Below are 26,970 nucleotides of genomic sequence, written 5' to 3'. Positions count from 1 at the left end.
TCGCTGATCATCCTTAATAGAAGGCTGTTTCAAAGCTTTCAGGCGGCGGTCTTTTCCGCCTCGTCGTCCTTGTAGAGGTCCTCGCGCGAGACCTTCTTCTCGGTCACGTTGGCGAGCTCGAGGATGAAGTCGACGACCTTGTCCTCATAGATCGGTGCACGAAGCTGGGCCAACGCCTGGGCGTTGTTGCGGTAAAAATCCCAGACTTCCTTTTCGCGGCCCGGCATCTGGCGGGCACGCTCGATCACGGCGCGGCCGACCTCGTCGTCGGTCACGGTGATCTTGTTCTTCTCGCCGATCTCGGAGAGCACGAGGCCCAGCCGAACGCGGCGGTCGGCGATCTTGTGGTACTCTTCCTTCGCCTTCTCCTCAGTGGTGTCCTCGTCGGCAAAGGTCTTGCCGGCGGAGTCCATCTCGGCCTTGACCGAGTTCCACATCAGATTGAACTCCTCCTCGACGAGCGACGGGGGAGCCTCGAAGCGATGCGCCTCGTCGAGCCGGTCGAGCAGCGCGCGCTTGACGCGCTGGCGCGTCGCGGTCGCGAACTCGGCAGCCAGACGCTCGCGCGCGGCTTCCTTCAGCTTGTCGAGCGATTCAAGGCCGAGCGTCTTGGCGAACTCGTCGTCGACCGCGAGATCCTGCGGCGACTCGATCAGGGTCGCGGTGGTCTCGAACTCGGCCGGCTGTCCAGCGAGCTTGTCGTTCATGTAGTTCTTCGGGAACGACACCTTCAGCGTGCGGGTCTCATTGGCACCGATGCCGATGAGCTGCTCCTCGAAGCCGGGGATGAAGGTGTTGGATCCGATCAGCACCTGGATGCCCTCGCCGGTGCCGCCCTCGAACGCTTCGCCGCTGATGGTGCCCTTGAAGTTGATCGTAACGCGGTCGCCCGAGGCGGCCTTGGCGCCCTCGCCCTTCGCTGCATAGGTGCGGTTGGAATCGGCGATGCGCTTGATCGCCTCGTCGACGTCGGCATCGGAGACTCGGCGACGGGCTTCTCGACCTGGAAGCTCTTGAAGTCGGCGAGCGCGATCGACGGCACAACCTCGATCGCGACCGTGTAGGTCAGATCGGTCTTGCCGTTCAGCAGCTCCTCGACCTCGGCCTGCTCGGTCGGCATGGTGATCTTCGGCTCGGTCGCAAGGCGGAAGCCGCGCTCGGAGAACAGCTGCGTGTTGGTGTCGCGGATGGTCTGGTCGATGGTCTCGGCCATCACCGAACGGCCATAGACCTTCTTGAGGTGCGTGACCGGCACCTTGCCGGGACGGAAGCCGTTGATGCGGACCTTGTCCTTGAGGTCGACGAGCTTGGCGCCGGCCTTGGCGTCGAGATCAGACGCGGGAACGCTGATCTTGAACTCGTGCTTCAAACCTTCCGAGAGGGTTTCTGTGACCTGCATGGCGTCCAATCTTCTTTTCGCTCGGTCCCGGCACATTGCGCGTCGGGACGCTGTCATTAATCGATCCGGCGCGAGGCGAATGCCTCAACGCCGGTGGTTCATCGAACCGGCCTCCGGCGGACAAAACGTCCACGAGAAGCAGGCCCTCGTAATCCGTGCAAACGCGAGAAGCGCTTGGTGCGGGCGGAGGGACTCGAACCCCCACAACTTTCGTCACTGGAACCTAAATCCAGCGCGTCTACCAGTTCCGCCACGCCCGCGTGAATTTGCATCAAGACCGGCCGCGATGCCGCGGGCGGCCGGGCTTATAACATGTGCCTGACTGTTCGCAGCAAAAAAATGGCCCGATGGAGGCAAGCTTTACGTAGGCACGATGGCTGGACTTATCCAGCGCGGCATGGTCCGGATCGCGCATGAAAACGCGGATATCTGCCCCCGATCGGCGCGACGTTTTGGCCGGGCTTGGCGCCTCAATTGGCGTCTCCCTCGGCGCCTCGGCGGCCGGGTTGATCGCCGGCGGCGCGGGCCCGCTTATGACCGCCCAGCTCGCCCTTCAGGCCAGGGCGGCAACGCTGGCTCTCAGGCCGGGACAGCCGCCTACACCAATCTGGGAGCTTGCCGCCGTAAGCCACCTTGGCGACGTCCGTCTCAAGCGTTTCGACGGCTGCCAGGTGGTGTTCCGGAACGACCTGCCTGTGCCGCTTGCGCCAGTCTGGTACGGCCTCAATGCCCCGACCGGGGCCGATCCGCTCCGGGGCCGCGCGCCGGCGGCACCGGACACGACAGAAACGTCAGTTATTCCAATACCTAATGCGGGAACCCTGCTGGCCGACTTCCGGCTCTTCGAGGATGTCCAGAAGCAGCCCGCGCGCCCGCTTCCGATCATCGCCACCGAGTCGAGCCGGGTCGCCGTCGATCGTGACGTGGTCCTCCTGATCGAGGAATGGCGCCTGCGGCCGGACGGGACTGCGCTTCCGCCGGGCCGAGAGGCGGACGGCACGACGCCTCTCTATACGATGAATGGAATGGCTTCATTCGAACTCTCAGCTGCGGCCGGCGAGCGGCTACGGCTGCGCTTTATCAACGGCTCCCAACGTTCTGTTCTGGCGATCAAATTGGAAAGCCATGAGGTCCGGGTCATGGCCCTGGACGGGCAGCCGGCCGAGCCGTTCCCGGCGCGCAACGGCGCCCTCGTGCTGGCCCCCGGCGGACGCGCCGACGCGTTTGTGGATACGGCCGCATCGGCCGCGTTCCTGCTGCATGATGGCAAAGAGGCACGCCAAGTGGGCAGCCTCAAGATATCAGGCCAACTGGACCGGCGAGCGCCGCTGTCATCGCCACAGCCCCTGCCGCCAAACGATCTCCCCGAGAAGCTCGATCTGAAGGGCGCCCTGCGGTTCGATGTCGCGCTCGGAGCGGCCGAGGCCGGCTGGATCAAGCCTGCAAACTTCTCGACCGCCTCGGCACCCGCCTTCCGCGCCAAGACCGGCCGCACCGTCGTGCTGGCCCTGAAGAACCCCGCCCCCATCACGACCGTCTTCCACCTGCACGGCCATCCCTTCCGCCTGCTCGACAGGCTCGACGACGGCTGGAAGCCCTACTGGCTCGACACGCTCGCGGTCGAGCCCGGCCAGACCCAGCGCATCGCCTTCGCCGCGACGTCGCCCGGACGATGGCTGCTCGAATCCGTCGCGACCGACTGGGCCGCGCCGCGGCTGGTGCGGTGGTACGGGGTGGAATGAGCCTTCGTAGGATGGGTAGAGCGCAGCGAAACCCATCAAGATCGCGCCAAGGTTTGAGATGATGGGTTTCGCTTCGCTCTACCCATCCTACCGGGCTTGTCGGCCCGGCCGCGTCCAGAGGTACCGAGCGTCGGGCTCTTTCTCCTCGTTCCGCGCGCCGTCAGTTTCCTCGACCAGCATGAAACCGCGCGCCTCATAGAAGCGCCGCGCCAGCGCGTTGCGCTGAAAAGTCCAGAGCTGCAGGCATTCGCAGGCGCCTTTGGCGACGACAAGGAGTTCGCTGCCGACGCCGCGGCCCTGGGCCGCGGGAACCACGTAGAGCTGCTCGATCCAACCGTCGCTGAAGGCGATGATCCCGATGAGCTCGTCATCGTCGAAGCGGCCCCAGATCTGGCATGTCGGAAAAACGCGCTCGCGGTAGAACCAGAGATCCTCGTCCGGCGTGTGCAGGCCCGCGAGCCACGACATCACCTGGTCGAACGCGATCCGATGAACCTGCGCCGCGGCGCCCATGTCGGTGAGCGCAAGTTGCCTGAGCACTAGTACTCCACCCCCAGCGCATTATAGATCCGCCGGTGCACGGCCGGCAGCGTCTCGGTCAGATCCTCCGCGATCAGGCCGGGCCCCGCCTCGCTGGCCGCCTCGCCATGCATCCAGACGCCGATGCTGGCGGCTTCGAAGGCCGGCACACCCTGCGCTAAGAGCCCGGCGATGATGCCGGCGAGCACGTCGCCGCGCCGGCGGTGGCGAGCCAGGGTGGCGCGTTGGCAGCGATCGTGGCGCCGCGCGCGGCGAGCCGTGCGGCGCCGGTCGCGGCCGCATCGCCCGAGACCGCCAGCACATGGCCGCGTGCATATTTGTGGCCGTCGATGCGCGGCACCGGAAAGGCTGCGCCCCAGAAGTCGGGATCGTTCTCGAAGACTTGCGGCCTGATCTCGTCCAGCACCGGCGCCTCGATGCCGATGTCGGCGAGGCGCACGCGGCCGCAATGCATCCGGCCCGGGAGCAACAGATGTGCAGGCTTCTTGCGGAAGAAGGTGACGGTCTCGGTGGCGTTGACCGCCACGCCCAGCACGGCGGCGCTGGTGCCGTTGATGCCGCTCGGCAGATCGACGGCGAGCACCGGGGCGCCGTTGGCGTTGATCGCCTCGATCATCTCGCGCGCCTCGCCCTCGACGGGCCGGCTGAGGCCGGCGCCGAACAGCGCGTCGATGATCAGCGCGGGTCTTCCGATCGCCTGCGGATTGAACGGCAGCACCGGATGCTTCCAGCCGCGCGCGGCAGAGGCGGCATCGCCCTGGAGCTGGTCGCGCTCGCACATCAGGATCACCGAGACCTCTCGCCCTGCGCGCGAGCTCGGCGGCTGCGACAAACCCGTCACCGCCATTGTTGCCGGGGCCGGCCACGATCAGGATCGGCCCCTCCTCCACCAGCGCATTGGCGGCCTCGGCGACCGCCTGCCCCGCGCTGAGCATCAGCTTGAAGCCGGGCGTGCCCGCGGCGATGCTGAGCTGGTCAGCGCGCTGCATTTCGGCGTTGGTCAGTACTTCCATGCCACTTCCCTGGTACAAACGCCTCTTCAACAGGCATCTTTCGTGCCGATCGGACGCCGGGAACACCTGTCTGCACACATATTGAACCGTTTGCCTATTTCATAGTCTTCGGTATTTTGGGTCGGTCGGCGCCACCTATCGGAGATGCTCGTTAAAAGGCTGATAACGCTCCAATAATCAGGGCATTTGCAACTTGGCATAGACCCTGCTTTCGAGGAAGCCGCTTCGGTTTGTCGTGCTCACTGGCATTTATCAGGGTGTGGCCGGCCGTTGTTGCCGGACTGGTCAGGGATCCCGGCATAGCGAAGACACGATCGTGCGTGAGAAAAGCGCATCCTGACGAAGACGTTGCTATTTGATCGAAAGGCCGGGAGGCGCGCAGTGAAGAAAATCGAAGCCATCATCAAGCCATTCAAGCTCGACGAGGTGAAGGAAGCGCTTCAGGAAGTCGGCCTTCAAGGCATCACCGTCACCGAGGCCAAGGGCTTCGGCCGGCAGAAGGGTCATGCCGAGCTTTACCGCGGCGCAGAATACATCGTCGACTTCCTGCCCAAAGTGAAGATCGAGATCGTGATCGGCGACGATCTGGTCGAGCGCGCGATCGACGCGATCCGCCGCGCCGCGCAGACCGGCCGCATCGGCGACGGAAAAATCTTCGTCTCCAACATCGAAGAGGCGATCCGCATCCGGACCGGCGAATCCGGGCTGGACGCTATCTGAGCCGGGTGCTATCCCGAATTTTGCGACACTCTGAAAGAAAAAAGGCTGCTTCGGCGGCCTGATTTCGTTTGTGCGGTTGCTCGAACTCGCCGAAAGCGAGAACAAATCTGCTCACCTGGAAACCGACCCGCAGAGCCAAAAGGGGTATGCATGAAGACCGCCAAAGACGTCCTGAAATCGATCAAGGACAACGACGTCAAATACGTCGACCTGCGCTTCACCGATCCGCGCGGCAAGTGGCAGCATGTGACGTTCGACGTCAGCATGATCGATGAGGACATTTTCGCCGAAGGGACGATGTTCGACGGCTCCTCGATCGCCGGCTGGAAGGCGATCAACGAATCCGACATGTGCCTGATGCCCGATCCGGTGACCGCGACGATCGATCCGTTCTTCGCCGAAACCACGATGGTCATCACCTGCGACGTGCTCGAGCCGACCACCGGCGAGCCCTATAACCGCGACCCCCGCGGCATCGCCAAGAAGGCGGAAGCCATGGTGAAGTCGATGGGCGTGGGCGACAGCGTGTTCGTCGGCCCCGAGGCCGAGTTCTTCGTGTTCGACGACGTGCGCTTCTCCTCCTCCCCCTACAACACCGGTTTCCGCCTCGACTCCTCGGAGCTGCCGACCAACACCGACACGGAATATGAGGGCGGCAACCTCGGCCACCGCATCCGCACCAAGGCGGGCTACTTCCCCGTCCCGCCGCAGGACTCCGTGCAGGACATGCGCTCCGAGATGCTCGGTGCCATGGCCAAGATGGGCGTCAAGGTCGAGAAGCATCACCACGAGGTCGCTTCCGCCCAGCACGAGCTGGGCATGAAGTTCGACACGCTGACGCTGATGGCCGACCACCTGCAGATCTACAAGTACTGCATCCACCAGGTCGCGCATATCTACGGCAAGACGGCCACCTTCATGCCGAAGCCGGTCTATGGCGACAACGGCTCGGGCATGCACGTGCACCAGTCGATCTGGAAGGACGGCAAGCCGGTGTTCGCCGGCAACAAGTACGCCGACCTGTCGGAGACCTGCCTCCACTACATCGGCGGCATCATCAAGCACGCCAAGGCGATCAACGCCTTCACCAACCCGTCGACCAACTCCTACAAGCGTCTGGTCCCGGGCTATGAGGCCCCGGTGCTGCTGGCCTATTCCGCACGCAACCGCTCGGCCTCCTGCCGCATCCCCTACACCGCTTCGCCGAAGGCCAAGCGTGTCGAGGTGCGCTTCCCCGATCCGCTTGCCAATCCCTATCTCGGCTTCGCCGCGATGCTGATGGCCGGCCTCGACGGCATCAAGAACAAGATCGATCCGGGTCCGGCGATGGACAAGGACCTCTACGACCTGCCGAAGGAAGAGCTGAAGCAGATCCCGACCGTCTGCGGCTCGCTCCGCGAGGCGCTGGAAAACCTCGACAAGGACCGCGGCTTCCTCAAGAACGGCGGCGTGTTCGACGACGACTTCATCGACGCCTATATCGAGCTGAAGATGACCGAAGTCGAGCGCTTCGAAATGACCCCGCACCCGGTCGAGTTCGACATGTACTATTCGGGCTAAGCGGCTCGAACTCTACACGACAAGCAAAAGGCGCTCCGAGAGGAGCGCCTTTTCGTTTGGCATTGTCGTGATCACCCCGTCGCGCTTGTGGCTACGGGTTGTCGCGCCGCGGCAAGAAATGATCGAGCAAGCCCGTCGGCAGCGGAAAAACGACGGTCGACGACCGTTCGCCCGCGATGTCGTGCAGAGCCGCGAAGTAACGCAGCTGCATCGCCTGAGGCTCCTGCGCGAGAATCCGGCCGGCCTCGACCAGCTTTTCGGCCGCCTGCTGCTCACCCATTGCATTGATCACCTTGGCCCGCCGCAAGCGCTCCGCTTCGGCCTGTTTGGCAATCGCGCGCACCATGGTTTCGTTGATATCGACGTCCTTGATCTCTATGCCGGTGACCTTGATGCCCCAGACGTCAGTCTGCTTGTCGAGAATCTCCTGGATGTCGGCGTTCAACCTGTCGCGCTCGGCAAGCATCTCGTCGAGCTCGTGCTTGCCGAGCACCGAGCGCAACGTGGTCTGGGCGAGCTGGCTGGTGGCTGCCATGTAATCGCCGACCTTGATGATAGCGCGCTCGGGGTCGACGATGCGGAAGTAAAGAACGGCGTTGACCTTGACGGAGACGTTGTCCCGCGAAATCACGTCCTGCGGCGGCACGACCTGCACCATCACCCTTAGATCGACCTTGACGAGTTGCTGCACGATCGGAACGAGGAGGATGAGGCCCGGGCCCTTCACGCCGGTAAAGCGCCCGAGCGTAAAGATGACGCCACGCTCGTATTCGCGCAGGATTCGAATGGCTTGGGATAGAAACATGATGACCAGCAGCGCGAGCACCGCATAGGTCAGATATTCCAGCATCATGATGGACCTCCCTCGCCGGTTCGGGCTGATGCGCGCCGTATCAGCAGCGTCAAATCGATGACGTTGGCGACCTCGACCCTCTCTCCGGGCTTGAAGGTTTCGGCGCCGCGCGCCTGCCAACGCTCACCGTGGGCGAAGACATGACCCTCGCTCCCGCTCCAATCGAGAACTTCGGCGGGTAAGCCTCGCATGGCCTGCGCACCGACCCGTTCGGGAGCTTTGGCGGCGCGCCGAAGCGAACCAAGCACGACGAGCACAAAACCTACGAACACAGCCGCGGTGGTGCCGATTACCCACCACGACAGCTGGTAGCCAGGCGCCTCGCCCCTGAAGAGCATCAGGGCTCCCAGCACGAAAGCGATGACCCCTCCCAAACCGATCACCACGGTCGGGTTGAAGGCTTCGACGGTGAGAAGCACGAGTCCCACCAACATCAGGGCGAGGCCGGCGTAATTGACCGGCAGCAAATTGAGCGCATAGAGGCCGATCAGCAGGCAGATCGCGCCGACGACTCCCGGGGCGACTGCACCGGGAGATATGAACTCGAAGATCACGCCGTAGATGCCGACCATCAGGAGAATGAACGCCACGTTCGGATCGGTGATGACCGCCAGGAAGCGGGATATCCGTCCGGGGTCGATGGCTTCAACGACAGCATCCTTGGTCACGAGGCGCTGCGTCTTGCCGCCTGCAACCTCCACCTCACGGCCATCGAGTTGTCTCAGCAATTCAGCCTGATCGCGCGCGACGAGATCGATGGCATGAGCCGCCAGCGCGCCGTTGGCGGAAAGTGTGGCAGCCTCACGGACCGCCTTCTCCGCCCACTCCGCATTGCGGCCACGCAGCTCCGCAAGGCTGCGGATGAAGGCAACCGCATCATTGGTCGCCTTTGCCGTCATTGGATCCTTGAGCTGATCCTTGCTTTGATCCTTGGGCTCGCTCTGCTGGTCACCGTCCTTCTTGTCCTTGCCGCCCTTGTCCGGCGCACCGCCCAGCGGCCCGCCAATCTGCACCGGCGTCGCGGCACCGATATTGGTGCCTGGCGCCATCGCCGCGATGTGGGTCGCATAAAGGATATAGGTCCCCGCGCTCGCCGCGTGGGCGCCAGAGGGAGCAACGTAACCGACGACAGGAATCGGCGAGGCCAGCACATCGGCGATGATCTCGCGCATGCTGGAATTGAGACCGCCGGGAGTATTCATTCTCAGAAGCACGACCTCGGCGCGACGTTCGCTTGCCTTGGCCAAAGCCTCCTTCACGTAGCTGGCCGACGCAGGGCCAATGGCCCCGTCGATCGAAACTATCAGTGCAAGGCGGCTGTTCTCCTCCGCTGGGCTGGGACGGAGGCCGCAGATCAAAGCCACGACGCCAATCGCCGCAACGAGGGCCGCCTTCATGGTCTGCACGGCAGTGCTCCCTTGCAGAGCATATGGTGCGCGTCTTGCGAACCTCAATGTGGCCGCGTGCAGACCATCGTCGTGATTGTGCGATGCAATGGAATAGCCCTGCGCACAGGGCGGTGGCGGACCATGCCTTTGGCTGATCCGCCCGTGCATTCTGCACCGCTACGGCCGCCGGACCCGCACCCCGTCCGCCCCGATCGCACCGAACGTGCCGGCGATGATCTCGCTCGTCAGCGGCATGCCACCGAGCGACCAGTGCGCGGGCTCCTGCTCCTCGATCCTGACCCAGACGTTGCGGCGGAAGTCCGGACTGCCCTGCCCTTCAACCTCGACCATCAGGTCGGTGATGCGCTCGAGCAGCGCCTTCTTCTGCGCGGCGTCCAGGATGCCTCGGACGGTGGAAATCGTGATGTATGGCATGTCTCTCTCCAATCATGTGGTGTGACGACAGCGCGAGATTGGACCTGACGCCGCCAACACGGCAGTGGCGGACAAGCCAGAGATCGGGCAATTTCCGCCACCGGCCCGCCGTTCCGGTCGGATAAGATGGGCGCACTTGCCTGGAGACGTCATGAAGCTCGCGGTTCTCGCACTGGAAGGCTGCATGCATTCTGCGATTGCCGGCATCGCCGACATCCTCGCGCTTGCCAATCACGTGATGCAGCAGAGCGGCACAAGATCGCGCTTCGCCCTTCAGACGCTCTCGCTCGACGGCAAACCGGTGCGCGCCGGCGGCGGACAGATGGTCGCGGTCGATGGCGCGGTCGGCAAACGCGGCCGCTTCGATGCGATCCTCGTCCCCGGCAACCTCGTCGATCACGTCACGGCCGAGCGGCTCCAGCCGCAATATGCCCGTGCAGGAGCCTGGCTGCGGCAGCAGCATGCAAGCGGCCGGCTGATCGGCGCCTTTTGCAGCGGCGTGTTCGTCCTGGCCGGATCTGGCCTGCTCGACAATCGTCGCGCCACCATCACCTGGTGGCTGCAAAGCGAGCTGCGGCAGCGCCATCCCGCGATCGACCTCGCACCCGACGCCGTCATCACCGTTGCCGACCGCATCGTCTGTGCGGCCGGACCGATGTCGTGGGTCGATCTCCTGCTCAGGCTGATCGAGATGGTCGAGGGCAAGGAGATCGCCAAATTATGCGCGGACTACGTCGTCATCGACACCGCGCAGCGCACCCAATCGATCTTCATGCCCGTCGGCTACCTGCTGTCGCAGGACCCGCTGCTGACCAAGGCGGACCTGCTGGTTCGCCGCAGCGGCAACAGCCCGATGACGGTCAGACGCCTCGCCGAGGCGCTTGGCCTCAGCGAGCGCACGCTGAACCGGAAGTTCCAGGCGCTCACGCGCGAACCGCCGCAGGCCTTCATCACGCGCCGCCGCGTCGAGCACGCGCGCACGCTGCTGGAGACGACGATGCAGCCGGTCAAGACTATCGCGCGTGCGGCCGGCTATGAGGACGAGAGCAGTTTTCGCAAGGCCTTCCGCAAGCTGACCCTGATGTCGCCGCAGGCCTATCGGGCACGGCGGATGGAGCGAGCGGACCTGTCGCAGGATCGGCGGGTCGCCGCCGCCTCCTACAATTCGTGATCATCATCGGGAAATGGCGGGACCTGGGGGACCTTCCTCGCGCGCCTGGCGACCGGTGCTCTCGGAGCGGGCTGACCCAACTCGAAATCGTCATCAGGAAACGGCGGGACCTGCGGGACCTTCTTCTTTCCACCACGGCCGCTCCTCCTAGCCTTCTTCGGGGCCTTCGAGGACTTCTTCTTTGACGCCTTCCTCTTCAACGCTTTCCTCTTTGACGCTTTCTTTTTCGACGCCTTCTTCTTCGAAGCTTTCTTCGACGCCTTGCTCTTGACAGCGCCCTTTTTCGATCTCGACGTTGATCTTGCCATGGACAGCCTCCTTGATCAGCGAGCCGGTATGAGTTGAAGTTCGCGACTCTTGAGCTGGTCAATCGCCCAGACGGCGTACTTCTCAGCCAGCGTCGTGGTCACCGCGGTGACGCGATTGCCGACGGTGATGGGCGCGCCTGTCGTGGCATTCCGCGACGCAACTGCCGGGACACCCACCTCCCGCGAGAAGACGTAGGATCGAATTGCAGCGACTTCCGTGACGGAACTCGGCAGGATCGCCAGCCCAATCGTGACCTGGTGAACATCCGAACGCCGCGCGGTCCCAGTGATCGAAGCGTCGGCCACCTGGAATCCGGCGCTGACCGGCGTGAACGTAACCATCGGCGTCGCCGTAGCGTCGAGCGTCGTTGTGAACGTCAACTTGTCGGCCATGTTGGGAGCATTGCTGCCGCCCGGATTGTCCTTGTCTCCCGCCAGATTGCCAAAATAAGTCAGTTCGAGAAAAGTCCGTACGGACTTGTCCACGCCGATGCGGCCGGCGATGGGATAGACGTAGTTTGCCTGGGTGACGATGAAACCCTCGCAATAGCGCTGTTTCCGTACCTGCCCCGGCCTGTTCAGAGTCCTCATCAGGAAATCGAAAGTGTCGCTAATGGTGAAGGTCCGCTCGTTGCTGCGCTGGCGGTTTGCGTTGCCGCCGAGGCCGAGATTGAATCTCTGTGTCCACGGTCCGATCGTGTTGATGGTCGTGCCGAGGTTGTTGTCCTCGGTCATCGTGAGATCGAAATTGTAGGCGATCGCAGCCGAATAAATCACGTTGAACGCGTGCCGCACCGCCTCATATTGGGGCCCCCGAAACACCGCGGGCGTGAAATCGGCGATGGATTCCGGATCGTCCTGATATCGCTGCAAGACGTCCTGGGCGATCTTGTCGTCGTGCCTCGCCAGGGCATCGAGCCGTTCGAGAACGACCGACTTGATCGCCTCGCGCGCCTCGCAGCGGATCTGCCTCACGATGTGATAGGTGTTCACGCCGGTGACATCCTCCGGCACCGGATGGATCGAGCAGCCCAGCAACAGAGCTGCGGCAAGGCACGCTGCAAAAATACGAGCACTCATGCGCCGGCCCCCACGCCCAAGACGCAAAAATAGTCACATCATATAGTTGGCACTGCGCACTTGCCACACTATCGCGGCAGTTGCAGCTAAGAATAGGCGCTACCTTATCCCGGATTTTGCTATCTGTCCGGAAAATTCACGCCAATCTCCGTCACCACAGGCGCCCATTTCACCAGAGTCGCGTTGTCGGAGGGCGCCTTCACGCCATCACCCAGCAACGACTTGGGCGCGGCGGATTTCTTGTCGAAGCGGATCGTGACGGTGCAGCCGCCTTGCAGCGGGCGGCCGAGCGCCCCGCCCTTCCAGTCGGTGACGAAGCCGCCATAGTCCCATTCGAAACCACTGACGAGGAACGGCTTACCGTTGGCCTTCTGCACGTCGGCAAGGCTCGATCCGATCGTGACGCCATTGACGCTCCAGAGGCTGGTCTTGCCTGCGTCGCGCAATGTCAGGCCGGAGGCGCGCATGGCCTTGTCGTCGGTGAAGGCGATTTCGATGCGGCGGTCCCTCGCCTTCGGAAACAGCACGAGGCCTTTGTACTTCTCGCCCTCGGCGCCCGGCAGGTCCTGCACTACGGCATCCTTGCCAAAGCGCTGCTTCAGGGTTCGCTCGGTATCGTCGGGCGCAACGGGCGAAGCGCAGGTGATCGGGCCTTCCCGCGGCGGCGTGGTTTGGGCGAATGCAGGGGACGCGAGCAGGACAAAGGCGGCGGCCGTGTGGCGCATCATCGGGGTGCAATTCCAGACCTAAAAATCCGGTCAGCAACGTAGCGCGCGAGATCAGCTCGACACAACTCCCCGTCATCGCGAGGGCAGCCAGCGTCTACGCCGCTGCCTTCTGCTTCGCCACCATCGCTTCACCGAAAGCCTCGAACAGTTTCCGGTTGATCGGATTGCGCTGCGGATCGTACTCGGCGTGCCATTGCACGCCGAGCGCGAAGGTCGGGGCTTCCGCGATGCGGATCGCCTCGATGGTGCCGTCCTCGGCGACGCCCTCGATCAGCACGCGCTTGCCGGGGTCGAGGATGCCCTGCCCGTGCAGCGAATTGACCCTGATCCTCTCGCAGCCGAGCAGTTTTGCGAACGCCCCGCCCGGTGTGAGGTCGACGTCGTGGCGATCGGCGAACACCACGGTCGGATCGGGATGAATCTCGCCGTTCTCGAGCCTGGGCATGCGGTGGTTCATGCGGCCCGGAATCTCGCGGATCTCCGGATGCAAGGAGCCGCCGAAGGCGACGTTCATCTCCTGGAGGCCGCGGCAGATGCCGAACAGCGGAATGCCGCGGGACACGCAGGCGACCGAGAGTGCCAGCGCGACCTCGTCGCGGTGGATGTCGTAGGGCTCGTGCTTCTCGCAAGGGTCGACGTTAAAGCGGGTCGGGTGGACGTTGGCGCGGGCACCGGTGAGGACGATGCCGTCGACGGTGTCGAGCAGCGCAGCGATGTCCGTGATATCGGGCGCTCCCGCGAACATCACCGGCAGACCGCCGGAGACCTCGGCCACGGCGCGCAAATTCCGCTCGCCGACCATTTGGACCTGAAATCGATTTTCGACGCGATGGGCATTCCCGATCACGCCGACGACCGGCTTTCTCATCTCCCGTTCCGACCTCCCGCCGAGAAAAGATTCCTCAAACATGCCCTTGGGATGGAACAAATTCAACAGAGGGGATCGCGGGACGGCAATGCTATTTTCGCGCAAATGCCTCCCGGGCCTCGGCTGCCCCCAGGTCGGGCAGGCCGGCAGCCTTCAGAGCGGTTGCGGCGGGATCGCCCGGCGCAGCCAGCCAGGGCAGTTTCGCATCGATTCCGCGCGTCACGGGCTCCCCGAGCACGCCGCCGAAATCGATCGGCCAGAACCCGTTGGGCACCACCTCGGCGGTGAGACTGTGGATGGCATAGCCGTCGCCCAGAACCGTCTCCGCGTGGTCGGCGGCGACAAGGCGCGCGCTCGCAGGGTCCCTGGGATCGGCGAAGCTCACCAGCACGGGAATGAGCTCCCCCTGCACCGGGACGATGCCTGTCTGCCGGCTGATGTCGTTGAACGAGACGCGGTTGCCCCGCGCGGCGCCGTAGGCGCGGAGCGCCACATAGTTGATGTCGTCGAGATCGAGCTTGCCGCCCTGCCGATGCGCCAGCAATGCCACCAGATTCTTGCCCTGGCGGAGGTCTTGGCCGAGATCGACGAACACCGCCTCCCCGCGCATCGTGGTGCGGCCGCCGCGATTATAGTTGCGGTCGGGCACGACGGCCAGAATGCCGGACCCGGTCCTGATCCCGTCGGGCGTCGTCACCTCGACCGTGAGGCGATATTTGTGGCCGGGCCGGTTGATCCGGATCTGGTCGCCGATCACGAGCACGGCCAGAAGCCCGAGCAGACCGGCCCACTTGCTGATGAAACTCAAGCGCCCCCCACCTGTTCTTCCTCATCGCTCTGCACCCTTCGCGCGGCAGCGTCAAACCAGCGCGTTGACGCGGTCTTGATCGGACGCGCGTTTGTCGAAAGAGTGCGCCACCCGGAGCCGCCGAAAAGGACATGATGTGACCATTCCAGCAGACCAACGCCCCCGGACGCGCGCCGACCTTGCCTGGGCGATCTCGGTCGGCGGCATTGGCGTCGTGCTGTTCACGGCTCTCCTGGTCTTCACCTGGTATTTTGCCGCTACGCTGCTCCTGATCTTCACCGGCATGCTACTCGGCGTCGGCCTCAACGCGCTGACGGGTGCGCTCGGCCGCCGCGTCCCGCTGCCCCATCCGGTCCGGCTCGCGATCGTCTGCATCGTGCTGGCCTTGATGCTCGCCGGCGTCGCGTATCTCGGCGGCGCCACCATCGCCGAGCAGGCCTCGGTGCTGAGCAAGACCATCAAGTCGCAGATCGGAAACGTCCGCTCTTTCCTCGAGAACCACGGCATCGACACCAGCGTGTTCGATCTCGGCAATGCCGCGCCCGCCGCCACCGGCGATGCAACGCCGACGCCCGCCCCGAACCCCGCCTCGCACGGCGGATTGCCGGGCGCAGGCGCGCTTGCCTCGAGCGGCGGGGCAATCGTCAGCCAGACTTTCAAGCTGCTGTTCGGCGCTATCAGCGCCGTCGGCAACATCTTCATCGTGCTGTTTCTGGGCCTCGCCTTCGCCGCCCAGCCGGGCGTCTATCACGATGGCCTGCTGTTCCTGGCACCGGCGAAGCATCGCAGCCGCGCCGCCCTCATCATCGACCACATCAGCGAAACGCTGGAACGGTGGCTGATCGCACAGATCGTGGTGATGATCGCAGTCGGCGCCGTGACCTGGATCGGGCTTGCCATCATCGGCATCCCCGGCTCGTTCATCCTGGGAATCCAAGCGGGCCTGCTCGCCTTCATCCCGACCGTTGGCGCCATCATCGCCGGCGTCGTCGTGGTGCTGGCGAGCCTCGCCTCGGGCTGGATCCCGGCGCTGTCGGCCTTTCTGCTCTTCATGGGCGTGCACGCCATGGAGAGTTACGTGCTGACGCCGATCCTGCAGCGGCAGGCGCTGGACATCCCGCCGGCGACGCTGTTCGCGTTCCAGATCCTGCTCGGCGTTGTGTTCGGCATCTGGGGCCTTGCGCTGGCGCTGCCCCTCGTCGCCATCGCCAAGGTCATGATCGACCATTTCAAGACGTATGAGACGCCGCCCCTGGCCGAGGCGGCGTAAGGCGTCTTGAAGTCGCTCAGGTCGTCAGCACGGTCTCGGTGTGCTCGACTTCCGGGGGCGCGGCAAAATACTGGCCGACGAGGCCGCGCCACTCGGTGAAATTCTCCGAGCCGCGGAAATCGACGGTGTGATTCTCCAGCGTCGCCCACTTCACCATCAACCGGTAGCGCTGCGGCTTCTCGATCGACTTGTGCAGCTCGAAACCGCAAAAGCCATTGGAGCGGCCGAAGGCGGCCTTGGCCTTGGCGACGGCGGCCTCAAAGTCCTTCTCGCTGCCCGGCTTGACGTCGATTTGCGCGATCTCGGTGACCATCGGTTTCCACCCTTCTTTGTTTGATGGGCGTGTCTACCGCAGACCGGGGCAAAGAAAAAGGCGCCGAAACGGCGCCCTGCCCGGCCAAAAATGCGTCGCTCTCAGGCGAACAGCAGCGCGGTGCCTGCCACGATGAGCGTGCAGCCGATAAACAGCGCGACCGGCCAGTAGCTGCGCCCTTGCGTGTAGCGCCCCTGCGCGCGCCGCTCGTTGATCAGCGCGCTCTCGTATTCATCCGCCGTGGAGAACAGGCAGGCGAAGCCGCCGCGCGCCGAGCTTGCGGCGGCTTCGAGCGACATCAGGGCAGCCTGCGGGTTCTGTCGGGGGATCGATTCCATGACCGCGATGGTAGGGATCGAATGGTAAACAGAGGCTTACCGCAGCCGCTCCCGCGCTTCAGGCGGTGGCCGGACGCGCTTGCTGCGCGCCGGTCCGCGCAGCACTCTGGCGGCGCCAGTTCTCCAGCGACAGCGGCAGCTCCTCCGCCGCCTCGACGCGGTTACGGCCGCCGCGCTTGGCCTGGTAGAGCGCAGTGTCGGCCGAGGCCAGCAGCACCTCGAGTTCGGTGCCGGCCGGGCCGCCCGCAACGCCGATGCTGACAGTGGTGTCGACCGGGCCTTCATCGACGACGACGCCGGAGGTCTCGAACGCTTCGCGCACGCGCTCGGCGACCAGCACGCCCTCCTCGAGCGAGCACGGCAGCAGTGCGGCGAACTCCTCGCCGCCGATGCGGCCCGACAGGTCGGAGATGCGCAAGTTGCTGATGACCACGGTCGAGAACAGTTTCAGCATCTCATCGCCGGCGGGATGGCCGAAGCGGTCGTTGATCGACTTGAAATGGTCGATGTCGAAGATCATCACGGTCACGGGACGGCCAGCCTTGGCCTCGCGCTCGATCACGCGTCCGCAGGCTTCCGAGAAGCCGCGGCGGTTGAGCATGCCGGTCAAGGGATCAGTGGAGGCGGCAGTGCGGTGCGCCGTCACCGTGCGCTCGGACACCAGCATGAAGATCACGAACACGGTGCCGACGGCATAGAGGATCAGCTCGACCGCGAACACGGTGACCCAGATGCTACTGGAGAAGCCGGCATCGTGCGGGCGCAGGAAGCTGCCGAGCAGGATCGGCAGCATCAAGACGCAGCCGTGCATCACCGGCACCACGAAGGCCGGCCAGCGCCGTTGCAGGCTCTTGCGCCGCTCGACCCAGAGCTCGCTCGCGGTCAGCGCCGCATAGACCGAGACGATGGCGGCGCCGACAATCATGCGCAGCATGGACGCTGCGGGATCGAGCAGCGAGACGGCAGCGACCCAGGCGAGCGCGCCGATGAGGAGGCCCGGCCAATTCGGCTTGCGGCCGTGGAAGACGCGCGCGGCATTCCACACCATGCCGCAGGCGACAAAGCCGACCGCATTTAACGCCAGATAGAGATGCGGCCCGAGCTTGTCGCCGGCCGCGGTCCATAACGCGACGGAGGCGGCACCGAGCAGATAGGCGGTGCCCCACCATTTCAGCGCAGGACTGTTCTCCTGCCTGCCAAAGAATACCATCATGGCGCCGAGCAGTGCGGCAACCATGGTGGCAACCAAATAGAGCGTGATGCTATCGAGCGACATCATGTCGGCCCCCTTGAAAACATAGCAGTTACGCGATCGGCACATCCGATTTGCGCGCCCTTCCGAATGCGACGCTATGTCCCGCGAGTTCCATTCAGGTTTTCGCGCGAGCCCAAGTTTTCGGGAAACACGCCATCAATTTGCGTACAAACGAACAACAAAAAGGGCGCTGAAATCAGCGCCCTTTTGCATCTCATTGAAGCCGCTTTCGCGGCGAATGTGACCGAAGCGATTAACGCTTCGAGAACTGGAAGGACCGGCGGGCCTTGGCCTTGCCGTACTTCTTACGCTCGACCACGCGCGAGTCGCGGGTGAGGAAGCCGCCCTTCTTGAGCACGGAGCGCAGCTCCGGCTCGAAATAGGTGAGCGCCTTGGAGATGCCGTGACGGACGGCACCGGCTTGGCCGGACAGACCGCCGCCGGCGACGGTGCAGATCACGTCGTACTGGCCGGAACGCTGGGCCACCGAGAACGGCTGCTCGATCATCATGCGCAGCACGGGACGGGCGAAATAGACCTCGACCTCACGCGCGTTGACGGTGACCTTGCCGGCGCCCGGCTTGATCCAGACGCGGGCGACCGCGTCCTTGCGCTTGCCGGTGGCGTAGGCGCGGTTGAACTTGTCGACCTTCTTCTCGTGCTTGGGCGCCTCGGGCGCGGCCGCCGTCTTGAGCTGCGAGAGCTGGTCGAGCGACTGGATGGATTCGGCCATGTTATGCGGCCCTCGTGTTCTTGCGGTTCAACTTGGCGATGTCGATCTTCTCGGGCTGCTGCGCCTCGTGCGGATGATCGGCGCCGCCGTAGACACGGAGGTTGCCCATCTGCACGCGGCCGAGCGGACCACGCGGGATCATGCGCTCGACGGCCTTCTCGAGCACGCGCTCGGGATGCTTGCCCTCGAGGATCTGGCGCGCGGTGCGCTCCTTGACGTGGCCGACGTAGCCGGTGTGCTTGTAGTAGGTCTTCTGCTCGCGCTTGCGACCGGTGAGGACCGCATGCTGCGCGTTGATGATGATGACGTTGTCGCCGCAATCAACGTGCGGGGTGTAGGTCGGGAGGTGCTTGCCGCGCAGGCGCATGGCAACGATGGTGGCGAGACGGCCGACGACCAGACCCTTGGCGTCGATCAGCACCCACTTCTTCGTCACCTCAGCCGGCTTTGCCGAAAAGGTTTTCATGTCAGAGTTTCCGTGGACGGGGAGCATCGGCGCGAACACCGCACCGGACTGCGCGGTTTTCTAGAGAAGAGACGCTCAGCGGTCAATGCCCGAAGACGTAGATTATCTACGCGAAATCAATAACTTAAAAATATGGTGCTATCTTACCTGCGAAAAGGTCAAACATTTGGAATGGAATAGGTCGAGGTGACATGGGCAATCGGGTCGGCTGAGGTCCCGGACAACAGGTTCACCTCCCCGACGGCCAGGCGCTTGCCGAGCTTGAGCAGCCGGGCTTCCGCCAGCACGTCCTGCCCGGGCTGGCCTTTGCGCAGGAAGTTGATGTTGAGATTGGTGGTCACGGCGAGCCCGATCGGTCCGATCGCGGACAGAAGCACTACGTACATGGCGAAATCGGCCAGCGCCATCAGCGTCGGGCCGGACACGGTTCCGCCCGGCCGCAGCATCCTTTCGCTGAAACGCTGGCGTAACAGGCAGGTCTGGCCATCCGCGCTCTCGATCGTGATGTCGTCGCCGCTGAAGGCCTGGGGAAACTCGTCGCGGAGAAACTGCTCGACCTCCGCCACGGTCATTTTCGCTGCCGCCATGCTGTTCCACACCCTCGCTTCGCTTGCCCTGTTACATTAAGTTATCTGCGTCATCCCATTGCAATCATCCAACGGAAACCGCGTCAATGTCCGTTCAGGCCGCCCGCGCCCCCTCCCCGCACCCGCCGATCCTGCTGCGCGAGACCGTCGGCCCCATCGCGGTCCTGACGCTGAACCGTCCGGCCGCCCGCAACAGCCTGTCCGCGGCGATGATCGCCACCCTGCACGCCGAGCTCAACGAGATCCGCGACGACAAGGCCATCCGCGGCGTGGTCATCGCCGCCAACGGCCCCGCCTTCTCCGCCGGCCACGACATGAAGGAGCTGACCGCGCGCCGCACCGACCCGGATCGCGGCCGCGCCTTCTTCGCCGAGATGATGAACGCCTGTAGCGCGATGATGCAGGCGGTCGTGCATCTGCCCAAGCCCGTGATCGCGTCCGTCCAGGGCATCGCGACCGCGGCTGGCTGCCAGCTTGTGGCAAGCTGCGACCTCGCGATCGCCTCGGAGGATGCGAAGTTCGCAACGCCCGGCGTCGACATCGGCCTGTTCTGCTCGACGCCGATGGTGGCGCTGTCGCGCAACGTCCCGCGCAAGCAGGCGATGGAGATGCTGCTCACGGGTGAGCCTGTTACCGCCGACCGTGCCCGCGAGATCGGCCTCGTCAACCGCGTGGTGCCCGCCGGCACCGAGCTCGGCGCCGCGATCGAGCTTGCGCAGCAGGTCGCGTTGAAGTCCGCCTACACCGTCAAGCTCGGCAAGGAAGCATTCTACCGCCAGGCCGAGATGAGCCTTGCGGACGCCTATCGCTATGCCGCAGAGGTGATGACCGAGAATATGATGGCGCGTGATGCCGAGGAAGGCATCGGCGCGTTCATCGAGAAACGCGAGCCGATATGGCGGGATGAGTGATTTGTTGCGCAGTCATTCCGGCGGCTCGAAGAGCCGACCCGGAATCTCGAGATTCTCAGGTGCGCCATTGCGCACCATAGTTCGATGCTGCGCACCGCCCCGGAATGACGAATGAAGGATCACATGAACCACGACGCCTATCCCGACAATTACATCCGCAGCATCCTCAACAGCGTGAAGTCGATCGCGATGGTCGGCGCCTCGCCGGTCAATGTGCGGCCGAGCTATTTCGCGTTCAAATATCTGGCCCAGCGCGGCTACGACATGATCCCGATCAATCCCGGCCATGTCGGCAAGGAGCTGCTCGGAAAACCCTTCGTCGCCTCGCTCTCCGACATCGGACGTCCCGTCGACATGATCGACATCTTCCGCAATTCCAGCCACATCATGCCTGTCGTCGACGAGGCTCTCACGCTCGATCCGCTGCCGAAGGTGATCTGGATGCAGCTTGGCGCACGCGATGACGCCGCCGCGGAAAAGGCGGAAGCGGCCGGGATCAAGGTCGTGATGAATCGCTGCCCCAAGATCGAATATGGCCGTTTGTCATCGGAGATTTCCTGGATGGGCGTGAATTCGCGCACGCTCAGCTCCAAGCGCCCGCCGGCGCCGACGCAGGGCATGCGACTCTCCCTCAATCGGATGAGTGTCGGCGGCGGCGACACCGCGGCCTCCGATCGCGCGGCCAAAAACAAGACCGAGCAAAGCTGAGACAATCGCGAAGGATTCCTTTCGCGAACGCGACAATGCGTAGCAAGATCATGCCCAAATCATTCTGATGTGAAGCGGCAGCTTGACGGCGGCCACGGCGGCCATCAGCATGCCGCGCGATTTCAGACCACAAGAACAGGACGCCCTCAATGAGCGATCGCCTTCCGGGATTTTCAACCCTCGCCGTGCATGCCGGTGCACAGCCCGATCCGACCACCGGTGCGCGCGCGACTCCGATTTATCAAACCACGTCTTTCGTCTTCAATGACGCCGACCATGCCGCCTCGCTGTTCGGCCTGCAGGCATTCGGCAATATCTACACCCGCATCGGCAACCCCACCAACGCGGTGCTGGAAGAGCGCGTCGCCGCGCTCGAAGGCGGCACCGCCGCGCTCGCGGTCGCCTCGGGCCATGCCGCGCAGGTCGTGGTGCTGCAGCAGCTGCTCCAGCCCGGCGACGAATTCATCGCTGCGCGAAAACTCTATGGTGGCTCGATCAACCAGTTCACGCATGCGTTCAAGAGCTTTGGCTGGAACGTGGTGTGGGCCGATCCCGATGACATCGCAAGCTTCGAGCGCGCGGTGACGCCGCGCACCAAGGCGATCTTCATCGAGTCCATCGCCAATCCCGCCGGCAGCATCACCGACATCGAGGCGATCTCGACGGTCGCCCGCAAGGCGGGCGTTCCGTTGATCGTCGACAACACGCTGGCCTCACCCTATCTGATCCGCCCGATCGACCACGGCGCCGACATCGTCGTGCACTCGCTGACGAAGTTTCTGGGCGGCCACGGCAACTCGCTCGGCGGCATCATCGTCGATGCCGGCACGTTCGACTGGTCGACCGGCGGCAAATATCCGATGCTGTCGGAACCGCGGCCGGAATATCACGGCATCCGCCTTCAGGAGACCTTTGGCAATTTCGCCTTCGCGATCGCCTGCCGCGTGCTGGGTCTGCGCGATCTCGGGCCGGCGCTCTCGCCCTTCAATGCCTTCATGATCCTCACCGGCATCGAGACGCTGCCGCTGCGCATGCAGAAGCACTGCGACAACGCCAAGGCGGTCGCCGAATTCCTCGCCGCCCATCCGGCGGTGGCCTCGGTGAGCTATGCGGGCCTGCCGAGCGACAAGTACAACCAGCTCGCGCGCAAATACGCGCCGCGGGGCGCGGGCGCGGTGTTCACCTTCAGCCTCAAGGGCGGCTATGACGCCGGCGTCAGCCTGGTGTCGAAACTGCAGCTGTTCTCGCACCTCGCCAATGTCGGCGACACCCGCTCGCTCGTCATCCACCCGGCCTCGACCACGCACAGCCAGCTCGACGACGCCGCCAAGGTCAAGTCCGGCGCCGGTCCCGACGTGGTGCGGCTCTCGATCGGCATCGAGGACAAGGAAGATCTGATCGCGGACCTGGAGCAGGCGCTGGGGGCCTAGTTTTCCGCTGTCATTCCGACCGGGATGGTCCGAAGGACCAGACCCGGAATCTCGAGATTCCGGGTTCGGTGCTTCGCACCGCCCCGGAATGACGGCCGCGCTGTTTGGCGATCGCCCCCGTTAACAGTCATTAACCATATCTGCCCCATACATCGTTCGAGGATCGCCCCCCTTGATTCGGAGCCGACGATGTTGCGCTGGACGCTGCCTGCCCTCGCGGCGATGCTGACGGTTTCAGCCGCTGTCGCCGCCGATTTGCCGGCCACGCCGAAGCGGCGCGCCGTCGCTCCGCCGCCGGAACCGCCGACGGTCTATGTCGAGACCGATCCGGATGCGCTGATCTCGCCGGCGTACGGCATCGGCAGCTATATCCGCAACCTGCCGGGCACGCCGCTCCTGCCCGGCTCCAACACGTTGCCGGGCTATTACGGCCGCCCCTGGAGCTACGATTATCAGGGCCCATACTACGGCGGACCGCAGGTCGGCTATTTCTGGCGGCTGCCCTATGCGTGCGGCATCTACGGCTATTGCTGATCAACCTGCCTGGCTAACCGGAACCGCACTCGGCTGCGTCGCAGTCGACTGCCGCGAAGCGAGCCGCTCCACCTGTATCACCGCGAGTGTGAGCACCACGATCGCAACAGCCTGATGCGAAAGCGCGAGATCAATCGGCACCTGATTAAGCAGCGTGAGAATGCCGAGCACCGCCTGCAGGCCCACCGCCGCGAGAAGCAACAGCGCGCCACTCGCCGCTGCACCTGCGCGCGAGCGCGCCGCGTCGATCGCATGCAGCGCCGCCAGCACGAACAGCGCGTAAGCCGTCATGCGGTGCTCGAACTGCACGGTGAGCACGTTGTCGAACATGTTGCGCCACCACGGCGTCTCGAACCACAGCCGGTCTGCAGACGGGATGAAAGCACCGTCAATCTGCGGCCAAGTGTTGTAGGCACGGCCCGCGCGCAGGCCCGCAACCAGCGCGCCGAAATAGATCTGCACAAAAGTCACGACGAGGAGCAGCGCGCTCGTGAAACGCAGCCGCGTGGGCGCTGCGATCTGCGGGCGCTCTTTGAGCCGGCGCACCGTCCAGACGATGCCGGCGAAGATCAAGAGCGCCAGCATCAGATGCGTCGCCAGCCGATATTGCGAAACCTCGACGCGTTCGGTGAGGCCCGAGGCCACCATCCACCAGCCGACCGCGCCCTGCAGTCCGCCGAGCGCGAACAGCAGCCACAGCCTCCGCTTCAGCTCACCGGAGAGGCCCCCCCGCCACAGGAAGAACAGGAACGGCAGGAGATAGGCGATGCCGATGAAGCGACCGAGCAACCGGTGGCTCCATTCCCACCAGAAAATCTCCTTGAACTCAGACAGGCTCATGCCCGCGTTGAGCTCGCGATATTGCGGGATCTTCTTGTAGGCCTCGAAGGCCTCGGTCCACTGCGCTTCCGAGAGCGGCGGGACGCTGCCCGTGACCGGTTTCCATTCGACGATCGAGAGCCCGGATTCCGTCAGCCGCGTCGCGCCGCCGACCAGCACCATCAGCGCGATCAGCGCGGCCACGGAAATCAGCCACCAGCGCACGGCGCGATGCGGCTCGGACGGGGCGGAAATCGGCGTCATTTCAAGGGCTAAACCAGGTCTATAGCTAAGAGACTTGAACCGGACTGCGTGCCCCTTATAGTCCCCCGCTTCCGCAGTGCAAGTTACGCGAAAGCCGCAGTCATCCGCCATGACGATCCGCACCCGCAAGTTCCTCGGCGCCATCCTGCTCCTGGTGCTAGCCACCGTCTGGGCCCTGCTCGGCATGGCGGCCGCGCAGATGCCATGGATCGCCGAATCCGGCTGGCGGCAGGCGATCTATTACGTGGTGGTCGGCATGGGCTGGGTGCTGCCGGCGATGCCGATCGTGAGCTGGATGCAGCGGCCCGACCGCGTCAAGTCGAGCTCGTGACGCTGCCCGTCGGCTTCACCGGCGCAAAGGCGACACCCGACATCAGCACGCGCAACATGCGCAACGAGCGCACGCGCCCGTCCCAGGAAATCCGCGGCAGTGCGCGCAGATTGGTGCGGCCCTCCGCATCGACGATGCCTGGGATCGTCGACACAGCGCTGGCAAAACCCGCCTCCTCCGCCATCACGACATGGCTGCGCCGGAACGACGAGCGGTCGCCGAACGGAAAGGCGAGATGCCTGACGTCGCTGCGAAAGGCAGCTTCCGCGACGGCCTTGCCCATCGTCATCTCGCGCAGCGCGGCTGCATCCTTCATGTTGGCAAGAACGGGATAGTTCACGGTCGCGCTGCCGATCGTCACCAGCGGGTCGGCAGCCAGCTTCGCCAGATCCTCCCAGTCCATCGACGCTTCGCGCGAGAGCGCGGCAAGATCGATCCGGTAGCGCGTGCAGAGATCGGCCATCGCCGCCGACAGCTCCGCCGGCGGCAGCGAGCGCAGCCAGCCTTCAAGATACGAAAACAGTGCCCGCTTCTCGGCATTGCCCGTGACGGTGAAACGCTGCTCCTTCTCGCCCATCATGAGGCTGATGCGGCTCTCGCGCGCGATCACCTGCTCGAGGCCGAGCCACCAGGCTTCTCCGACACCGTCGGGAAAGGCGGTGGGAACGTAGATGGTGAACGGGACCGCGTGGCGCGCCAGCACCGGATAGGCGAAGCTGATGAGGTCCTTGTGCGCGCCGTCGAAGGTGAGCGCCACGAAGCGGCGCTTCTCCCGCAGCGTCACCGCACGGCGGCAAACCTCGTCCATGCCGAGAAAGTCATAGCGCCACCGCTTCAGCGCGCGAATGGCGCGGTCGAGGAATTGCGGCGTGATCTCGTCCTCTCGCAGCGGCTGGAACCCGCCGCGCCGCCGCGGCCGCACGCGCGAAAACCGCAGGATGGCCCCGGCGCCGCGGCTGCTCAGCGCAGCCTTGCCGGTGAACCAGGCCAGCTCGAGGCGCAGCCGCTCCAGCCATCTGTCGTCCGATGCCAATATCCCACCTTCGCGTTCGCTGGCGGCCCGTTCCCGCAGCTATTGTCATTACCCTTTGTTGACATTTCTTTGCAAAGGTCGGCCACAGGCCGAATTGCGCATTTTTCGTTTCTCGACAGGTTTCGCGAATGACCATGGCTGCGGCGATGCAAAGCCGGACGGCAGAAGCGCCAGCGCGGTCGAAAGCGAGCCGTATCGCGCATGTCGAAATCGTCACCGATCTCGCCGAGGCCGAGATAGCCTGGCGCGCGTTCGAGGAGAGCGGCCACCTCTTCACGCCCTATCAGCGCTTCGACCTGCTGGGCCCGTGGCAGCGCCTGGCCGGCTGCGAGGACTCGCGCCCCTTCATCGTCATTGCCCGCGACGCCGATCGCCAGCCGCTGCTGCTGCTGCCGCTCTCGCTGCGTCAGGGGCACGGCTTGCGCACGGCCTGCTTCATGGGCGGCAAGCATACGACGTTCAACATGGGCCTGTGGAACGCCGAATTTGCCGTGCAGGCCACCGTCGCCGACCTCGACGCGCTGCTTGCGCCGCTGCGCGAGCATGTCGATGTGCTCTCGCTGACGCAGCAGCCGCTGCGCTGGAACGACCAGCAGAACCCGTTTGCGGCTCTGCCGCGGCAGAGCGCAATCAACGGCTGCCCGCTGCTGGTGATGGAGCCCGGCGGTCCGCCCACCTCGCGGATCAGCAACTCCTTCCGCCGCCGTCTCAAGAGCAAGGAGAAGAAGCTCCAGGCGCTCGCGGGCTATCGCTATCACCTTGCCACCACGGACGCGGACGTCACCCGCCTGCTCGACTGGTTCTTCCGCGTCAAGCCGGCGCGGATGGCCGAGCAGAAGCTGCCCAATGTCTTCGCCGAGCCCGGCGTCGAAGCGTTCATCCGCAGCGCGTGCCTCGCCCCGCGCGGCGACGGCCGCGTCATCGACATCCACGCGCTCGAATGCGACGACGAGGTGATCGCGATCTTCGCCGGCGTCGCCGACGGCCAGCGCTTCTCGATGATGTTCAACACCTACACGATGTCCGAGCACGCCCGCTACAGCCCCGGGCTGATCCTGATGCGCTACATCATCGACCGCTACGGCGAGCGCGGCTACCGTTCGCTCGATCTCGGCATCGGCTCGGACGACTACAAGCGCATGTTCTGCAAGGACGATGAGGACATCTTCGACAGCTTCGTTCCCCTGACCTCGCGCGGAAAACTCGCGGCGATGGCGATGTCCTCGCTGAGCCGCGGCAAGCGGCTGGTGAAGCAGAACCAGATGCTGTTTGATTTGGCCCGGCGGCTGCGGCAGGCGTTCGGGTAGTTCTCTTCCCTTCTCCCCTTGGGGGAGAAGGTGGCGCGAAGCGCCGGATGAGGGGTAT

28 protein-coding genes, 1 tRNA gene and 2 pseudogenes are annotated in these 26,970 nt (G+C 64.4%); 11 read left to right on the top strand and 20 right to left on the bottom strand.

Going from position 1 to position 26,970, the window contains the following annotated elements:
* Window positions 1–38 precede the first annotated feature (38 nt).
* A pseudogene (tig, locus tag FOM02_RS10270) lies at window positions 39–1,399 on the bottom strand (trigger factor).
* A 175-nt stretch (window positions 1,400–1,574) separates the two neighbouring features.
* Window positions 1,575–1,659 (bottom strand) — tRNA-Leu (locus FOM02_RS10265).
* A gap of 153 nt (window positions 1,660–1,812) precedes the next feature.
* On the opposite strand from FOM02_RS10265, the gene FOM02_RS10260 reads away from it, so the two are divergent.
* The gene (locus FOM02_RS10260; protein WP_027559516.1) at window positions 1,813–3,141 is read left to right on the top strand and encodes a multicopper oxidase family protein; all 1,329 of its coding nucleotides are present in this window, start codon (window positions 1,813–1,815) and stop codon (window positions 3,139–3,141) included.
* Window positions 3,142–3,228: 87 nt separating this feature from the next.
* Here the strand turns inward: FOM02_RS10260 and FOM02_RS10255 are convergent, their stop codons facing one another.
* Both FOM02_RS10255 and FOM02_RS10250 read right to left on the bottom strand, forming a co-directional pair.
* Window positions 3,229–3,681, bottom strand: coding sequence for a GNAT family N-acetyltransferase (locus tag FOM02_RS10255; protein WP_027559517.1), 453 nt, complete (start codon window positions 3,679–3,681; stop codon window positions 3,229–3,231).
* Window positions 3,681–4,694: pseudogene (locus FOM02_RS10250) on the bottom strand (NAD(P)H-hydrate epimerase). Before FOM02_RS10250 ends, FOM02_RS10255 begins: the two are co-directional and overlap by 1 nt.
* A 381-nt stretch (window positions 4,695–5,075) precedes the next feature.
* Here FOM02_RS10250 and FOM02_RS10245 point away from each other — a divergent pair.
* Window positions 5,076–5,414 (top strand): P-II family nitrogen regulator, encoded by a 339-nt coding sequence (locus FOM02_RS10245; protein ID WP_007603495.1) that lies wholly within the window; start codon window positions 5,076–5,078, stop codon window positions 5,412–5,414.
* 150 nt (window positions 5,415–5,564) lie between these two features.
* Complete coding sequence (glnA, locus tag FOM02_RS10240) at window positions 5,565–6,974, top strand: type I glutamate--ammonia ligase (RefSeq protein ID WP_014494828.1); 1,410 nt, start codon at window positions 5,565–5,567, stop codon at window positions 6,972–6,974.
* 91 nt (window positions 6,975–7,065) lie between these two features.
* Here the strand turns inward: glnA and FOM02_RS10235 are convergent, their stop codons facing one another.
* The 3 genes from FOM02_RS10235 to FOM02_RS10225 form a co-directional block, all read right to left on the bottom strand.
* Window positions 7,066–7,827 (bottom strand): slipin family protein, encoded by a 762-nt coding sequence (locus FOM02_RS10235; RefSeq protein ID WP_027559519.1) that lies wholly within the window; start codon window positions 7,825–7,827, stop codon window positions 7,066–7,068.
* Entirely contained in the window at window positions 7,824–9,233 is a 1,410-nt protein-coding gene (locus FOM02_RS10230; protein WP_027559520.1) for an NfeD family protein, read from the bottom strand. The genes FOM02_RS10235 and FOM02_RS10230 overlap by 4 nt, the downstream gene beginning before the upstream one ends.
* Window positions 9,234–9,392: 159 nt before the next feature.
* Window positions 9,393–9,650, bottom strand: a complete 258-nt coding sequence (locus FOM02_RS10225) for a tautomerase family protein (protein ID WP_027559521.1) — start codon at window positions 9,648–9,650, stop codon at window positions 9,393–9,395.
* 151 nt (window positions 9,651–9,801) lie between these two features.
* Here FOM02_RS10225 and FOM02_RS10220 point away from each other — a divergent pair, with 151 nt between their 5' ends.
* Window positions 9,802–10,821 (top strand): GlxA family transcriptional regulator, encoded by a 1,020-nt coding sequence (locus tag FOM02_RS10220; RefSeq protein WP_051377865.1) that lies wholly within the window; start codon window positions 9,802–9,804, stop codon window positions 10,819–10,821.
* Here FOM02_RS10220 and FOM02_RS10215 read toward each other — a convergent pair.
* The 5 genes from FOM02_RS10215 to FOM02_RS10195 form a co-directional block, all read right to left on the bottom strand.
* Window positions 10,809–11,129, bottom strand: coding sequence for a hypothetical protein (locus tag FOM02_RS10215; protein WP_028146274.1), 321 nt, complete (start codon window positions 11,127–11,129; stop codon window positions 10,809–10,811). The two genes, FOM02_RS10220 and FOM02_RS10215, sit on opposite strands and share 13 nt — an antisense overlap.
* 15 nt (window positions 11,130–11,144) lie before the next feature.
* Window positions 11,145–12,209: a hypothetical protein gene (locus tag FOM02_RS10210; RefSeq protein ID WP_265441745.1), complete on the bottom strand. Its 1,065-nt coding sequence runs from the start codon at window positions 12,207–12,209 to the stop codon at window positions 11,145–11,147.
* A gap of 119 nt (window positions 12,210–12,328) precedes the next feature.
* Window positions 12,329–12,934: a hypothetical protein gene (locus FOM02_RS10205; RefSeq protein ID WP_027559524.1), complete on the bottom strand. Its 606-nt coding sequence runs from the start codon at window positions 12,932–12,934 to the stop codon at window positions 12,329–12,331.
* 97 nt (window positions 12,935–13,031) lie between these two features.
* Complete coding sequence (locus tag FOM02_RS10200) at window positions 13,032–13,805, bottom strand: gamma-glutamyl-gamma-aminobutyrate hydrolase family protein (RefSeq protein ID WP_027559525.1); 774 nt, start codon at window positions 13,803–13,805, stop codon at window positions 13,032–13,034.
* Between the two features lie 91 nt (window positions 13,806–13,896).
* Window positions 13,897–14,613: a hypothetical protein gene (locus tag FOM02_RS10195; RefSeq protein WP_265441744.1), complete on the bottom strand. Its 717-nt coding sequence runs from the start codon at window positions 14,611–14,613 to the stop codon at window positions 13,897–13,899.
* 136 nt (window positions 14,614–14,749) lie between these two features.
* On the opposite strand from FOM02_RS10195, the gene FOM02_RS10190 reads away from it, so the two are divergent.
* Entirely contained in the window at window positions 14,750–15,883 is a 1,134-nt protein-coding gene (locus FOM02_RS10190) for an AI-2E family transporter (protein WP_027559526.1), read from the top strand.
* A gap of 16 nt (window positions 15,884–15,899) precedes the next feature.
* Here FOM02_RS10190 and FOM02_RS10185 read toward each other — a convergent pair whose 3' ends face one another.
* The 6 genes from FOM02_RS10185 to FOM02_RS10160 form a co-directional block, all read right to left on the bottom strand.
* Window positions 15,900–16,196 (bottom strand): antibiotic biosynthesis monooxygenase family protein, encoded by a 297-nt coding sequence (locus tag FOM02_RS10185; protein ID WP_027559527.1) that lies wholly within the window; start codon window positions 16,194–16,196, stop codon window positions 15,900–15,902.
* Window positions 16,197–16,297: 101 nt separating this feature from the next.
* Complete coding sequence (locus tag FOM02_RS10180; protein WP_027559528.1) at window positions 16,298–16,534, bottom strand: hypothetical protein; 237 nt, start codon at window positions 16,532–16,534, stop codon at window positions 16,298–16,300.
* Between the two features lie 58 nt (window positions 16,535–16,592).
* The gene (locus FOM02_RS10175) at window positions 16,593–17,813 is read right to left on the bottom strand and encodes a GGDEF domain-containing protein (RefSeq protein ID WP_027559529.1); all 1,221 of its coding nucleotides are present in this window, start codon (window positions 17,811–17,813) and stop codon (window positions 16,593–16,595) included.
* Window positions 17,814–18,042: 229 nt separating this feature from the next.
* Window positions 18,043–18,522: a 30S ribosomal protein S9 gene (gene rpsI / locus FOM02_RS10170; RefSeq protein WP_027559530.1), complete on the bottom strand. Its 480-nt coding sequence runs from the start codon at window positions 18,520–18,522 to the stop codon at window positions 18,043–18,045.
* A 1-nt stretch (window position 18,523) separates the two neighbouring features.
* A complete protein-coding gene (gene rplM / locus FOM02_RS10165; protein ID WP_011087726.1) occupies window positions 18,524–18,988 on the bottom strand; it encodes a 50S ribosomal protein L13 in 465 nt (154 codons plus the stop codon).
* Window positions 18,989–19,146: 158 nt separating this feature from the next.
* Window positions 19,147–19,575 (bottom strand): PaaI family thioesterase, encoded by a 429-nt coding sequence (locus FOM02_RS10160; RefSeq protein WP_027559531.1) that lies wholly within the window; start codon window positions 19,573–19,575, stop codon window positions 19,147–19,149.
* Window positions 19,576–19,661: 86 nt separating this feature from the next.
* Between FOM02_RS10160 and FOM02_RS10155 the strand changes: the two genes are divergently transcribed.
* The 4 genes from FOM02_RS10155 (at window position 19,662) to FOM02_RS10140 (ending at window position 23,158) form a co-directional block, all read left to right on the top strand.
* Entirely contained in the window at window positions 19,662–20,486 is an 825-nt protein-coding gene (locus FOM02_RS10155) for an enoyl-CoA hydratase (protein ID WP_027559532.1), read from the top strand.
* Window positions 20,487–20,609: 123 nt separating this feature from the next.
* Complete coding sequence (locus tag FOM02_RS10150) at window positions 20,610–21,194, top strand: CoA-binding protein (RefSeq protein ID WP_027559533.1); 585 nt, start codon at window positions 20,610–20,612, stop codon at window positions 21,192–21,194.
* Between the two features lie 149 nt (window positions 21,195–21,343).
* Window positions 21,344–22,624, top strand: coding sequence for an O-acetylhomoserine aminocarboxypropyltransferase (locus FOM02_RS10145; RefSeq protein ID WP_265441743.1), 1,281 nt, complete (start codon window positions 21,344–21,346; stop codon window positions 22,622–22,624).
* A 189-nt stretch (window positions 22,625–22,813) separates the two neighbouring features.
* On the top strand, window positions 22,814–23,158 hold the full coding sequence (locus FOM02_RS10140; protein WP_027559535.1) for a hypothetical protein: 345 nt from the start codon (window positions 22,814–22,816) through the stop codon (window positions 23,156–23,158).
* Here FOM02_RS10140 and FOM02_RS10135 read toward each other — a convergent pair whose 3' ends face one another.
* Window positions 23,159–24,241: a COX15/CtaA family protein gene (locus FOM02_RS10135; RefSeq protein WP_027559536.1), complete on the bottom strand. Its 1,083-nt coding sequence runs from the start codon at window positions 24,239–24,241 to the stop codon at window positions 23,159–23,161.
* A 109-nt stretch (window positions 24,242–24,350) separates the two neighbouring features.
* On the opposite strand from FOM02_RS10135, the gene FOM02_RS10130 reads away from it, so the two are divergent.
* On the top strand, window positions 24,351–24,572 hold the full coding sequence (locus FOM02_RS10130) for a DUF2842 domain-containing protein (protein WP_027559537.1): 222 nt from the start codon (window positions 24,351–24,353) through the stop codon (window positions 24,570–24,572).
* On the opposite strand, the gene FOM02_RS10125 is transcribed toward FOM02_RS10130, so the two are convergent.
* Window positions 24,556–25,605 (bottom strand): polysaccharide deacetylase family protein, encoded by a 1,050-nt coding sequence (locus FOM02_RS10125; RefSeq protein ID WP_027559538.1) that lies wholly within the window; start codon window positions 25,603–25,605, stop codon window positions 24,556–24,558. The two genes, FOM02_RS10130 and FOM02_RS10125, sit on opposite strands and share 17 nt — an antisense overlap.
* Window positions 25,606–25,733: 128 nt before the next feature.
* Here FOM02_RS10125 and FOM02_RS10120 point away from each other — a divergent pair, with 128 nt between their 5' ends.
* On the top strand, window positions 25,734–26,912 hold the full coding sequence (locus FOM02_RS10120; protein WP_027559539.1) for a GNAT family N-acetyltransferase: 1,179 nt from the start codon (window positions 25,734–25,736) through the stop codon (window positions 26,910–26,912).
* Window positions 26,913–26,970 lie beyond the last annotated feature (58 nt).

Origin of the sequence: Bradyrhizobium sp. SEMIA (assembly GCF_014844175.1) — a bacterium.
Lineage (GTDB): Bacteria > Pseudomonadota > Alphaproteobacteria > Rhizobiales > Xanthobacteraceae > Bradyrhizobium > Bradyrhizobium arachidis.
The sequence above is the reverse complement of the archived record's forward strand: the minus strand, read 5'-3'. Positions and strand labels throughout refer to the sequence as shown.